Raw genomic sequence first — 13,856 nt, forward strand, 5'->3', positions numbered from 1 at the left:
GTTAACAAAAAAAACTTTATTCTACACCATTAATAAAATAGACTATTTGTTAGCGAAAAAAACCAATAATTAGGTTCAAGATGTCACGATTTAACCAACAAGACAATCTCATTGGTCAATCAAATAGTTTTCTCGAAGTCTTAGAGCAAATTTCACAAATAGCACCATTGAGCAAACCCGTATTGATCATAGGTGAACGAGGTACAGGTAAAGAGCTCGTTGCAGCTCGTTTACATTATTTATCAAAACGTTGGGATCAAAACTATTTGAAACTCAACTGCGCAGCATTAAATGAAAATTTACTTGAGACCGAATTATTTGGTCATGAAGGCGGTGCCTTTACCGGTGCAAGTAAACGACATGAAGGCCGTTTTGAACGTGCAGATAAAGGCACATTATTTTTAGATGAAATTGCTAATACCTCAGGCCTGATACAAGAAAAACTGCTGCGCGTTGTAGAATATGGCGAGTTTGAACGCGTTGGCGGCTCTCGTACCATTAAAACTAACGCACGATTAGTGGCAGCAACCAATGAAGATTTGCCTTCACTGGCAGACTCAGGAGAGTTTAGAGCCGATTTGTTAGATCGTTTAGCATTTGACGTAATAACTTTACCCCCGTTAAGAGAAAGAATAGAAGATATCCTAATGCTTGCTGAACATTTCGCGATCAACATGGCAAGAGAACTTGAGTTTGAACTCTTTAGCGGTTTTACCGAAAAAGCAAAACGTTCGCTGTTAGAATATGATTGGCCTGGCAATATACGTGAATTAAAAAATGTTGTAGAGAGAAGCGTTTACCGCTGCAATAACCCACATTTACCTGTTCATGATTTAGTGATAGATCCATTTGAATCACCTTATCGACCAAAACAGCGTGTGAAAACACAAGATAGAGTCGTTCAAACAAGCCCAGCGCAGCAAATTGAGCAGGAAGAGTCAACAATTCAGCCAATCGAGAAAGCACCAGAAACAGCAGCGATGCTTGAGTTTCCTATGTCTCTTAAGTCGTTATCACAACAATATGAGGTTGACCTTATTAAGTCTGCATTAGAAAATTGCCAGTATAATCAGAAAAAAACTGCAGATGCTCTAGAATTAACATATCATCAGTTGCGTGGTTATTTGAAAAAATACAATTTACTAGATAGTCAAAACAGCGAAGGGTAAAGGTTTTTTGTGACACTTACATCTGCGGGTCAATTGGGCTTTCAAGCATTTATCGCATTATTATCCGTGCTTCTCTGGGGCTGTGATTCTTATAAAGTTGACTCTTTAAGTGAAAAGAGTTTGATCTATTGTAGTGAAGGGTCACCGGAAATATTTAACCCGCAACTCGTAACATCTGGCGTTACAGTCGATGCAACGTCTAAACAACTATATAATCAACTCATTGCATTTGACGCTAACACAAATGAAGTAATTCCTTCTATAGCTAAGTCTTGGCATGTCACGCAAGACAATAAAAAAATTACTTTTTATCTACGGAAAAACGTCGCTTTTCACCACACGCGTTATTTTAAGCCAACGAGATTTCTAAATGCTGATGATGTACTTTTTAGTTTTAATCGTATTTTAGATCCAACGCAAATATTTCACGACGTTTCAGGCGGAAAGTATCCATTTTTTGATAGTGTCGCGTTTGCTGACGTTATTGATTCAATAGAAAGAATAAACGACTATACCATTCGCTTTAATCTAAAAAGAGCAGATAGTTCGTTTTTAGCAAACCTTGCCACAGATTTTTCCGTCATATTGTCAAGAGAGTATGCTGAGTTGTTAATTCGCTCTAATAAACTCGAAGATATAGATACATTGCCAATAGGAACAGGACCTTTTAAATTTAAAGAGTATCGTACGGGTTCTTATATAAGATATGAACCCCATACGGCATACTGGGAGGGACAATCACATTTACAACAACTAATTTTTGATATTACACCAAGTAATACAGGACGATTAACGAAATTGCTTGCCGGCGAGTGTGATGTCATCGGTTACCCAATTGCACATCAAGAGATCACCAAAAACCCACAATTAACACTTGAAGATGTTACAGCCTTTAATATTGGGTATTTAGGGTTTAACACAACTAAACCCCCTTTTAACGATAAACGAGTAAGGCGTGCGGTTGCACATGCCATTGATAAGCAAGCAATTTTAGATACCGTTTATTTAGGTGACAGTAAAGCCGAGTCTGCGAACTCTATCTTGCCGCCTTCATCATGGGCATATGCAAAAGATACCCAAAGTGTCGAACATTCACCTGAAAAGGCAAAAGAACTGCTTCAACAGGCAGGTATCTCCAAAAAATTTACTATAGACCTCTGGGCGATGCCGGTACAACGAGCGTATAACCCAAATGCTTTAACAATGGCTAAACTTATTCAAGCGGATCTGCAAAAAATAGGCATCACGGTTAATATTGTTAGCTATAATTGGCAAGAATTTTTGCGGCGTTTAGCATTAGGGGAACATCAAGCTGTATTACTTGGTTGGTCGGCAGATCACCCAGATCCTGATAATTTTTTTACGCCGCTATTGAGCTGTGGTTCAGCAGAAACAGGTAACAATAGAACTTTCTGGTGTAATCAAAAATTTGAACGCTTGCTTGCAGCTGCGTTAAATATTACCGATTTAGCACAGCGTAAAGCACTTTATCGTGAAGCACAGAAAATTGCAGCTGAAGAATTGCCTTTATTCCCTATTGCACATTCTAAGCGCTTCCAAGCAAGAAAAAAATCGGTTCAAGGTGATATTCTTCATCCCTTTGGTGGTATTAGTTTTGGTCGGGTAGAAAAGCAATAGTATGTTGATATTCACTTTACGCCGTTTAAATCTATTTTTTTTCACCATGCTCGTGTTAACGCTATTAACCTTCAGTTTGAGTTTTTTCTTCCCGGGTGAACAAATTGTTAACCTGACAGGCCAAATAGATGCGACACCTGAGCAAGTTGCGTTGATTGCTTTAGATTACAACAAACACGAATCCATCATTTGGCAATATTGGAGTTATTTATTACATATATTTAATGGTGACCTTGGCATTTCAATGACATCAAAGATTCCCATTATGGAAGAAGTGTTAAGTCATTTGCCAGCAACAATAGAGCTCACAACGGTCGCTTTACTTATCGCTATGATTACAGGTATACCTATTGGGTTTCTCGCCGCCGTCAGGCATAGAAAAAAAACCGACAATATAATACTCACAGTTTCAATGATTGGTTATTCAATACCTATTTTTTGGCTTGCGCTACTCGCTATTCTGGTATTTTCTATTCAATTGGCTTGGCTCCCGTCAGCTGGCCAGATAAGCCTAATTTACGAAATTAAACAAATAACTGGCATTTTGTTTATTGACATATTATTAAGTGATAACCCTTATAAATGGCAGGCTTTTCAAAATGCTAGCATACATATTTTACTCCCTGCATGTGTTGTAGCGCTTGCACCTGCAACGGTATTCGTCCGCTTGGCGAGATCTTCTATGTTGGCAGTGCTGGAATCACATTACATTAAAGCAGCAATGGCTAAGGGATTAACCACACAACAAATTATTTTTCGCCATGCGATTAAAAATGCAATGGTTAATGTCATAAGAGATGTTGGCTTACAATTTGCGAATTTAGTTACTTTAGCCATGGTAACAGAGGTTATTTTTAACTGGCCAGGCATAGGAAATTGGCTAATACAAAGTATTTACCAGCGTGATTTCACGGCTATACAAGGTGGATTACTGGCGCTATCAAGTTTTATTTTTATCGTGCATATTTTTACTGACTTAATATATGCGGCATTAAACCCTATTGCACGAGGTATCAAATATGGCTCGTGATAAAATATACAGTGAAGAAGAGTTTCCTTCTCCGTTAGTGCAATTATGGCAAAACTTTAAACAATCACCTGTCGTTACAATAGGTTTTGGTTGCTTCGTGTTTTTGGTGTTACTTGCCATTTTTTCACCACTAATATCACCTTACTCCCCAATCGAAAATAATCTTGAATACATTCTCTTGCCTCCTGCTTGGCATGACAATGGCGATGTCAGCTATTTATTAGGTACTGATAATTTAGGAAGAGATATGCTTTCAAGGTTAATGCACGGCGCATCTTTAACCTTTGGCTTAAGTTTTGTGGTAGTTATTTTATCAATGTGTGCTGGCGTCATTATCGGGTCGCTTTCAGCCCTTACCAAAGGCGTTAAATCAAGTTTTCTAAATCACTTTCTAGACGTCATTCTTTCTATACCATCGTTATTACTTGCGATTATTATCGTCGCCATCTTAGGACCGGGTCTAAATAATACGTTATGGGCTATCGTTATCGTACTTATTCCGCAATTCATACATATTACCAGAAATGCCGTTGCACAAGAGTTTAAAAAAGATTACGTACTCGCCTCACAACTCGACGGCGCTAGTAAAATTCGAATACTTTATTATTCTATATATCCTAACATTATCGAGAAACTGATCAGCCAAGCTACATTAGCACAGTCAGCAGCAATCCTCGATATAGCGACGTTAGGCTTCTTAGGGTTAGGCGCACCTATTCCCATGCCTGAATGGGGAGCGATGCTTGCAAACGGTATTGATCTCTTTTATATCGCACCGTGGACTGTCTATTTACCCGGATTAGCGATATTGTTTGCCGTAATGGCAACCAACTTAGTAGGTGAAGGCATGCGCCATGCGCTGAAAATAAGGAAAGAAAATTAATGAATTTGCTCGATATTCGCAATTTATCAATTAAGCTACTTTCCACATCTACCCCTATTTTGGCTGTAGATCGCGTTAGTTTAACCATGAAAGAAGGCGAAGTTAGAGGTTTAGTTGGCGAATCTGGTTCAGGTAAGTCCCTATTAGCACAAGCAATTATGGGTGTGTTGGATGACAAATGGCAAGTAGATGCGGATCGTTTCCATTGGCGTGGGCAGGATCTCATGAGGCTGTCATTAGATGAAAGAAAAGCAATTATAACCAAAGATGTTGCTATTATTTTCCAGGAACCAATGGCCTGTTTAGATCCGACAACAACCATTGGTGTTCAGCTTGAAGAGGCGGTGTCTGGTAAACAACTTTCAGGCTTTTTCTGGCAACGGAAAAAGCAACGCAAACTCGCAGCAATAAACCTTCTACATAAAGTAGGCATAAAGAATCATGAAAAGTGTATTCATAGCTATCCACACCAATTAACTGAAGCATTGTGCCAACGAGTAATGATAGCGATGGCTTTAGCAAGAAAGCCATTGTTATTAATCGCAGATGAACCAACAGCAGCGATGGAGAGTACGAACCAAGACCAAATATTTAGGTTGCTCGCGAGTTTAAATCAATTAAAAAACATGTCTATTTTACTGATTAGCCATGACTTAGAGAATGTAACACATTGGACTAGTAATATTACTGTTATGTATTCAGGACAATTTGTTGAAGCAGGCAGTACGGCACAAATATTTAATACACCTTTTCATCCATACACTCGTGCTTTAGTGGACAGTAGCCCGATGGCGAATATGCAAATACCAGCAAAGTCTCGTTTAATGACGTTACCCGGCAGTATACCAATACTGCAGCATTTACCTATTGGTTGTCGTTTGGGGCCAAGGTGTCCAAAAGCTCAAAGGGCATGCGTTGTTGCCCCCAAAGTCAAGAACTATCATGGGCATCAAGTGAGTTGTCATTATTCTTTAAAAGGTAATTATTAATGACGTCTCTACTTCAAGTCAGTAATTTAAGTAAAACCTATCGAGTAGCAGGTAGTTGGTTTAAAAAGAAATCAATCTCAGCATTAGAGCCACTATCCTTTTCACTTGAAGCTCATAAAACACTTGCGATTGTCGGAGAAGCTGGCTCTGGTAAGTCAACACTCGCTAAACTGTTAGTAGGTGCTGAAAAACCCTCAACAGGAACAATAAAGTTAAACGGCCAACAGTTGCAAGATGGTAACTTTAAGCAGCGTTGTCAGCACATAAGAATGATTTTTCAAGACTCTGGGACTACGCTAAACCCGAGCCTCACAATTCAACAGATCTTAGATGAACCTTTGTATCTAAACACGCAGTTGAATGAAACAGAGCGTACTGAGTTAATTGTTAGTACACTAAAAAAAGTAGGCTTACTAGCTGAGCATATGAGTTTTTATCCACATATGTTTTCAGGCGGACAGAAGCAACGTATTTCTCTGGCGCGTGCAATTATATTAGAGCCACAGGTAATTATATTGGATGAAGCACTTGCCGCATTAGATCCTTCGTTACGCTCTCAGATGGTAAACTTATTATTAGACCTACAGCAACAAATGGGACTCGGCTTTGTATTAATTTCTCATAACTTAGGCATTGTAAGACACTTTAGCGATGAAATGATGGTTATGAGTAATGGTCAGGTAGTGGAAATGGGGAATACTAATGCTCTATTAAGAAACCCTAAACATAAATACACCAAAAAACTGATCATGAGCCAACGGTTTCAACTTACAAAAAAATAGCTACATTTCAGAAATAAAAAAAGGCCGCTACACGGCCTTTTTCATATAACTATCTATACAGTTTAGTACTGATTTGACGTTTGAATGCTTGTTCTTCGTGTGATCTTCGCGTCTGCTTTTAACGACTCAACGTAAGACATATAAGCAGATTGCGCTAATTGCTGCGTTAACTGCTGTTTTAATCGCGGATCAGTTTGCGTTTCTTCACCTTGTTTAACCGCGGTCACATTAACTATTGCGACGTCACCTGTCGTTAAGTTAACAGCAGTAGCCGATACTGAATTATCTGTTGGATGCGGTAATTTAAACGCTTCTCGAACCAAGTTCGCATCTAAACCACTGCCATAACGCGCAACATCACCTTTATCTTCAAAGCTAGTATTATTGTCAGCTAGTAAGCTGTCTGTTGCTTCACCTGCCTTTAACAACGAAACTATTTCATCAGCAACTTGCTGTGCTTTCTCTTGCGCTTTTTGAGCAGTTAAGGTTGCTTTGATAGCAGGCTGAACTTCTTCAAGCGGTTTAACGTTTGCAGCTTGGTGTTCATTTATTCGTAATACTATTGCTAAATTATCATTCACTTCAATAATATCTGAATTTAAACGCTCTTCTATTACTAACGATGAAAAAGCAACATCTATAACCTTAGGACTATCAAAAGGAGCTTCATTAACGCCTTTTGTTATCCAATCAGATGTTTGCACTTCAACACCAATAGCAGCAGCGGCATCTTCTAACGTATCAGGAATTTCAAAGCTTAACTCCGCAGCACGCTGTTGAAGTTCGAAATATTTATCTTGTGCTTTTTCTTTGCTTACTTGAACGCTTAATTCATCAGCAACTTCATTGAATGCTTTAACTTTTTCTTGTTCGAGTGCCGTTAACTTTATTAAGTGGAAACCAAATTCTGTTTGAACAACATCTGATACTTCACCTACCTCTGTTAATGAAAAAGCAGCGTCATCAAAAGCATCATCCATTGAACCACGTTCGATCCACTCTAAATCACCACCATTTTCACCACTAAATACATCAGCAGAAAACTCTTCAGCCAACGACGCGAAATCTTCACCATTTTCAATTCGGACTTTAATATCTTCAATACTGGCTCTAGCTGCAGCTTCATCATCTGCAGTTTCGATTAAAATATGAGAAACCCTGCGCTGTTCTTCTTGACGATAGTTAGCAATATTACTTTGATAATAATCTTCTAATTCTTGTTCTGAAACGGTAATACCTTTAGCAATTTCGTTAACATCAATTGCAATATAGTTAACTTTAACTTTCTCTTCGTTTTGGTAACGAGATTGATTTGCTTGATAATATTGCTTCACATCTTCATCAGTTACTTCAACACTCTCAGCATATTGTTCTGAAGCAATAGTTGCGAACCTTAGATCACGTTTTTGGTTTTGCAATGCCATTATCTGTTTTTCTTGGTAAGGCAAGCTAAACTCAGTTGCAACCAATGCTTGAGACAGTTGACGTCGTGTCATTTCTACACGTAGGTAATCACGAAAATCAGATGATTGATAAAAGCCTGCTCGGTTAATCATGGATAGGTAACGATTATTGTCAAAAGCACCCTCTACTTGAAATTCAGGCATTTCACGGATGGTTTTTTTGATTTGTTCATCGCTTACACGTATTGCCAACTCGTCAGATGCTTGATCTAAAACCTCTTGATTAATAAGGTTATCAACAATGCCCTGTCTGAAGTTCGCCATATACGCTGGATCAGAAGATAAGGTATCAAACATTTCACCGTACTGCTGAACCATCGCATCACGTTGTTGTTGGTATGCTTTATCAAATGATACTTGTGATATTTTAACACCATTTACTTCTGCAATAGATGTATCAGCACTATTGGTATAGCTACCAATCCCTGCCACTGCAAAGGTAAGGATGATAAAACCAAGAATAATCTTAGCGACTAATCCTTGAGAATTTTCTCTTATATTTTCTAACATCGTTTTCTCTCAACACTAGGTGTTTAACCTATAGACAATTATCTGCGCGCGATTTTACCAGAAGGAACGCTCAGCTTGAAGCTATCTGTAAAATTATTCGAAAGATTCTTACTACGTTTCTAGGAAGTTAGATAACAAAAGACCACCTTGAAGGTGGTCTTTTGTATCTCTTAACAGTAACTGTGATTAGTTACATGCATCTTTTAAAGCTTTACCAGCTTTGAAAGATGGAATTTTTGCTGCTGCGATTTCAATCGTTGCACCAGTTTGTGGGTTACGGCCTGTGCGCGCTGCACGGTCACGTACTGAAAAAGTACCGAAGCCAACTAATGCTACTTGCTCACCACTTTTTAATTCTTCTGTTACAGCTTCGATAAATGAATCTAAAGCACGACCAGCCGCAGCTTTAGAAATGTCAGCACCCGCAGCAATTTTCTCGATTAATTGAGATTTATTCACAGTATATTCCCCTTCAATTGTTATTATTCAGCGCTATCTTTTGTTAATTAGCGTCCTGCAAAAGCTTTTATAACAAGCTTCTTTTTGAACATCAAGCACTGAGTTAAAGAAAATCTAAAATTAAGATAATTTTAATTATCTCTAGCAGACCCCTTGTTTATATTGGGGTACAGCGCTATAAGCCTCATTAACTTACCATAGTTTCAGCGTTTGGAAAGCCTTAATTGCAAATTTTTGCCTTTTTTTTCAATTTTTTCGCTTATTTACTCAAAAAAACATCAGTTTTCAGGTGTTAACCCGCAATTTTCACTTTTTCAACTGGATGTTCTAATGCGATCTCTAATACTTCTTCAATCCATTTTACAGGATGAATTGCAAGATCAGCTTTGACATTATCAGGTATTTCTTTCAAATCTCGCTCATTATCTTTTGGAATAACAACCGTTTTGATGCCACCTCGATGAGCAGCAAGTAATTTTTCTTTTAACCCACCAATTGGTAACACCTCGCCACGCAGGGTAATTTCACCTGTCATCGCGACATCAGCTTTTACCGGGTTTCCTGTCAAACTAGACACAAGTGCTGTACACATACCAATACCTGCACTAGGACCATCTTTTGGCGTAGCACCTTCTGGCACATGGACATGAATATCACGCTTTTCGTAAAAGTCATCATTAATGCGCAATGCTTCGGTTCTACTGCGTACCACGGTCATTGCCGCTTGAATTGACTCCTGCATTACATCACCGAGTGATCCGGTATAACTTAACTTGCCTTTGCCTGGTACAGAAGCAGTCTCGATTGTTAATAACTCACCACCAACCGATGTCCATGCAAGCCCCGTTACTAGACCAATACGGTTTTGATCATCTGCTTTTCCATAATCAAACCGTTGAACACCGAGAAAATCAGACAAATTTTCTTGTGAAATCTCTACTGACTTCACTTTTTTATCAAGCAAAATAGTTTTAACCACTTTACGACATAGTTTAGAGATTTCTCGCTCTAAACTCCTAACACCCGCTTCTCTGGTGTAATAACGGATAATACCGATAATGGCGCTATCATCTACTGTGATCTCACTATCTTTTAAGCCGTTACGTTTAATTTGCTTTGTTAAAAGGTGGCGCTTAGCAATATTTAATTTTTCGTCTTCGGTATAACCAGATAAACGAATAACTTCCATGCGATCGAGCAACGGCCCAGGAATATCCATACTGTTCGAGGTAGCAACAAACATTACGTCGGAGAGATCATAATCTACTTCTAAGTAATGATCGTTAAAGCTTGTATTCTGCTCAGGGTCTAATACCTCTAATAATGCCGATGATGGATCGCCACGCATATCAGAAGCCATTTTATCAATTTCATCTAATAAGAATAATGGGTTCTTAACGCCAACCTTAGCGATTTTTTGTATTAACTTGCCAGGTAAAGATCCAATGTATGTCCTTCTATGACCGCGGATTTCCGCTTCATCACGAACACCACCAAGCGCCATACGCACGTACTTTCTACCCGTTGCTTTTGCAATAGATTGACCTAATGACGTTTTACCTACACCAGGAGGACCAACCAAACATAAGATAGGACCTTTTAGCTGACTAACACGTTGTTGAACGGCGAGATACTCAATGATACGTTCTTTAACTTTTTCTAAACCGTAATGATCTTTCTCTAATACCTCTTCTGCTAATGCGAGATTTTTCTTAAGCTTACTACGTTTTTTCCAAGGTACACTTGTCATCCAATCAATATAGCTACGTACTACAGTCGCTTCAGCTGACATTGAAGACATCATTTTTAATTTTTGTAATTCAGCTTGTGTTTTTTCTTTTGCCTCTTTAGGCATTTGAGCATCTTCGATTTTCTTTGCGATTTGCTCAAGTTCATCAGGTACATCATCCATATCACCTAATTCTTTTTGAATCGCTTTCATTTGCTCATTCAAATAATACTCGCGTTGACTCTTTTCCATTTGTTTCTTAACGCGTGTACGAATTTTCTTTTCTACCTGTAAAAGATCTATTTCACCTTCCATCAATGCCATAAGGTGCTCTAATCGCTTGGCAACATCTTTAATTTCGAGCACGTTCTGTTTTTCGATAAGCTTTAACGGCATATGTGCCGCCATCGTATCTGCTAACTGTTCAGCATCATCGATACCAGAAATTGACGTTAATACCTCAGGTGGTATTTTCTTGTTGAGTTTGACGTAGCCTTCAAATTGTGAAATTGCTGAACGTACTAAGACATCAAGACTTTCTTCATCATTATTTTCAGTCGCTAAAAACGTTATATCAGCGGTAAAATACTGCTCAGTTTCAACAAAATCAGTAATTTCAGCACGTTTAGAGCCTTCCACCAATACTTTTACCGTGCCATCAGGCAGTTTAAGCATTTGAAGAATAGTAGCCACTGTACCTGTTCTAAAGACATCATCCGCCATTGGATCATCAATAGCAGCGTCTTTTTGCGCTACAAGAAACACTTGTTTATCTGTTTCCATCGCAATATCTAAACAACGAATCGATTTTTCACGGCCGACAAACAAAGGAATAACCATTTGAGGATAAACCACTACATCACGCAGGGCTAAGACGGGGATTTCACTAATTTTGCTGACAGGTTTTGATTCTTCAGACATCGGGGACTCTCTTAAATGCAACAATATTTGGTGTTTATATTTTGTTAAAACTATATGGGGTTTATCGCAACGCTTTCAACAACAAGTTGTAAAAAACCTTATGTTCGGGCAATAAATAGTCAATATTGTAGTTTGCCGGTTAACATTTCGGTAGTGATTTTCGTTTGATAAAAAAAAAGAGTACCTAAGTACTCTTTTAAAATTTACTATCTTAAGTATCTGAGGCTGCTTTATCTTGAGCTGACTCGTAAATAACAATAGGTTTTGATTCGCCTTTAATTACCGTTTCATCAACAACAACTTTGGCAGCATTTTCCATTGATGGTAATTCGTACATCGTATCAAGTAATACACCTTCCACGATAGAACGAAGTCCTCGAGCACCTGTTTTGCGAATCATTGCTTTATTAGCAATGGCTTGCAAGGCATCTTTACGGAACTCTAACTCTACTCCTTCCATATCGAAAAGCGCAGTGTATTGCTTTGTTAAAGCATTCTTTGGTTCTTGTAGTATTTGTATCAATGCACTTTCATCAAGCTCACTTAACGTAGCAACAACCGGTAATCGACCGATAAATTCAGGAATTAAACCATATTTGACTAAGTCTTGCGGTTCTACTTCCTGGAAACGTTCCGTCAATGATTTTTCTTCATCGCTTGCTTTGACTTCTACACCAAAGCCAATACCAACACCTGTATCACAGCGTTGCTGAATAACTTTGTCTAACCCAGCAAATGCACCACCACAGATAAAAAGTATCTTTGATGTATCTACTTGTAAAAACTCTTGCTGTGGGTGTTTACGACCGCCTTGCGGTGGTACAGATGCAACTGTACCTTCAATAAGCTTTAATAACGCCTGTTGTACCCCTTCACCAGAAACATCTCTGGTAATAGAAGGGTTATCAGATTTACGCGAAATCTTATCGATTTCATCGATGTATACAATACCGCGTTGCGCTTTTTCAACGTCGTAATCACACTTTTGTAGTAACTTCTGGATGATGTTTTCAACATCTTCACCCACATAACCCGCTTCTGTAAGTGTTGTAGCGTCGGCCATGGTAAAAGGCACATCTAACAAGCGTGCTAGTGTTTCAGCAAGTAACGTTTTACCGCTACCTGTAGGGCCTATGAGCAAAATATTACTTTTGCCCAATTCAACGCCATTATGTGAATCACCATTTCGCAAACGTTTATAATGATTATAAACCGCTACTGACAATACCTTTTTAGCATGATCTTGCCCAATAACGTAATCATCAAGGCTTTCACGAATTTCTACTGGTGAAGGCAAGCTTTCTTTTTCTTGCTTTGGAGAAATTTCTTTTATTTCTTCACGAATTATATCGTTACACAACTCGACACATTCGTCACAAATAAAGACCGATGGACCTGCGATTAACTTACGCACTTCATGCTGGCTTTTACCACAAAACGAACAATATAATAACTTGCCGTTATCACCGTCACCTTTTTTTATATCGGTCATACGGTACCTCTAAATTATTCAATATCTATATTATAAGTATTTCACAAAATAAGCAGATCTCAATGTCTATGCTTATTAAAGATTACTTTTCGGCTCTACGTTCAAATATGGAGTCAACAATTCCATAATCAACTGCTGCTTGTGCACTTAAGAAATTATCACGATCTGTATCTTCAGAAACTTTTTCCAAAGGTTGACCTGTATGTTCTGCCATTAAACGATTCAATTTCTCTTTGATCGTTAAAATTTCTTTAGCGTGAATTTCAAAGTCAGATGCTTGACCTTGGAAGCCACCTAACGGCTGATGAATCATCACACGTGAATTCGGTAGACAGTAACGCTTACCTTTTGCGCCACCAGAAAGAAGAAACGCTCCCATACTAGCAGCTTGTCCAACGCAGACAGTACTGACGTCTGGGCGAATAAACTTCATGGTATCGTAAATCGCCATGCCTGCCGTAACAGAACCACCAGGAGAATTGATATATAAGAAAATGTCTTTTTCAGAGCTTTCAGACTCTAAAAATAACATTTGCGCTACGATCAAATTTGCCATGTGGTCTTCAACTTGTCCACACAAGAAAATAACGCGCTCTTTGAGCAAACGAGAATAAATATCATAAGAACGCTCACCTTTCGCTGTTTGTTCAACAACCATTGGCACTAAAGCGCTTTCAATTTGACTATTTGTACTTTGAGAATTATTTAGAGAAGTGATCAACACGATTTCCTTTGTAAAAAAAATGGCTCATATGTTTCCATACAAGCCATTTAAGCTATTGCGAGAACTA

At 38.5% G+C, this 13,856-nt stretch carries 11 protein-coding genes; 6 read left to right on the forward strand and 5 right to left on the reverse strand.

What is annotated here, in order from left to right:
• Positions 1-80: 80 nt before the first annotated feature.
• Genes pspF through QUE09_RS12365 form a run of 6 tightly spaced genes read left to right on the forward strand, consistent with a single transcriptional unit; the run spans position 81 to position 6,491 of the window.
• Positions 81-1,169: a phage shock protein operon transcriptional activator gene (gene pspF / locus QUE09_RS12340; protein WP_286233064.1), complete on the forward strand. Its 1,089-nt coding sequence runs from the start codon at positions 81-83 to the stop codon at positions 1,167-1,169.
• Positions 1,170-1,178: 9 nt separating this feature from the next.
• Entirely contained in the window at positions 1,179-2,807 is a 1,629-nt protein-coding gene (locus QUE09_RS12345; protein ID WP_286233065.1) for an ABC transporter substrate-binding protein, read from the forward strand.
• Position 2,808: 1 nt separating this feature from the next.
• Positions 2,809-3,837 (forward strand): ABC transporter permease, encoded by a 1,029-nt coding sequence (locus tag QUE09_RS12350; protein ID WP_286233066.1) that lies wholly within the window; start codon positions 2,809-2,811, stop codon positions 3,835-3,837.
• The gene (locus tag QUE09_RS12355; protein ID WP_286233067.1) at positions 3,827-4,720 is read left to right on the forward strand and encodes an ABC transporter permease subunit; all 894 of its coding nucleotides are present in this window, start codon (positions 3,827-3,829) and stop codon (positions 4,718-4,720) included. Before QUE09_RS12350 ends, QUE09_RS12355 begins: the two co-directional genes overlap by 11 nt.
• Positions 4,720-5,709, forward strand: a complete 990-nt coding sequence (locus tag QUE09_RS12360; RefSeq protein ID WP_286233068.1) for a peptide ABC transporter ATP-binding protein — start codon at positions 4,720-4,722, stop codon at positions 5,707-5,709. The genes QUE09_RS12355 and QUE09_RS12360 overlap by 1 nt, the downstream gene beginning before the upstream one ends.
• Positions 5,709-6,491 carry a peptide ABC transporter ATP-binding protein gene (locus tag QUE09_RS12365; RefSeq protein WP_286233069.1) on the forward strand — a complete coding sequence of 261 codons (783 nt, stop codon included), beginning with the start codon at positions 5,709-5,711 and terminating at the stop codon, positions 6,489-6,491. The genes QUE09_RS12360 and QUE09_RS12365 overlap by 1 nt, the downstream gene beginning before the upstream one ends.
• Positions 6,492-6,553: 62 nt before the next feature.
• Here the strand turns inward: QUE09_RS12365 and QUE09_RS12370 are convergent, their stop codons facing one another.
• From QUE09_RS12370 to clpP, 5 genes are all read right to left on the reverse strand, one after another.
• Complete coding sequence (locus QUE09_RS12370; protein ID WP_286233070.1) at positions 6,554-8,464, reverse strand: SurA N-terminal domain-containing protein; 1,911 nt, start codon at positions 8,462-8,464, stop codon at positions 6,554-6,556.
• Between the two features lie 186 nt (positions 8,465-8,650).
• Positions 8,651-8,923 (reverse strand): nucleoid-associated protein HU-beta, encoded by a 273-nt coding sequence (gene hupB, locus QUE09_RS12375; protein ID WP_074499445.1) that lies wholly within the window; start codon positions 8,921-8,923, stop codon positions 8,651-8,653.
• A 292-nt stretch (positions 8,924-9,215) separates the two neighbouring features.
• Positions 9,216-11,573 (reverse strand): endopeptidase La, encoded by a 2,358-nt coding sequence (gene lon, locus QUE09_RS12380; protein WP_286233071.1) that lies wholly within the window; start codon positions 11,571-11,573, stop codon positions 9,216-9,218.
• Between the two features lie 211 nt (positions 11,574-11,784).
• Positions 11,785-13,065, reverse strand: a complete 1,281-nt coding sequence (gene clpX, locus QUE09_RS12385; RefSeq protein WP_286233072.1) for an ATP-dependent protease ATP-binding subunit ClpX — start codon at positions 13,063-13,065, stop codon at positions 11,785-11,787.
• An 82-nt stretch (positions 13,066-13,147) separates the two neighbouring features.
• Positions 13,148-13,786, reverse strand: a complete 639-nt coding sequence (gene clpP / locus QUE09_RS12390; RefSeq protein WP_286233073.1) for an ATP-dependent Clp endopeptidase proteolytic subunit ClpP — start codon at positions 13,784-13,786, stop codon at positions 13,148-13,150.
• Positions 13,787-13,856 lie beyond the last annotated feature (70 nt).

The sequence above is a fragment of the Thalassotalea sediminis genome (assembly GCF_030295915.1).
GTDB classification, from domain to species: Bacteria; Pseudomonadota; Gammaproteobacteria; order Enterobacterales; family Alteromonadaceae; genus Thalassotalea_C; species Thalassotalea_C sediminis.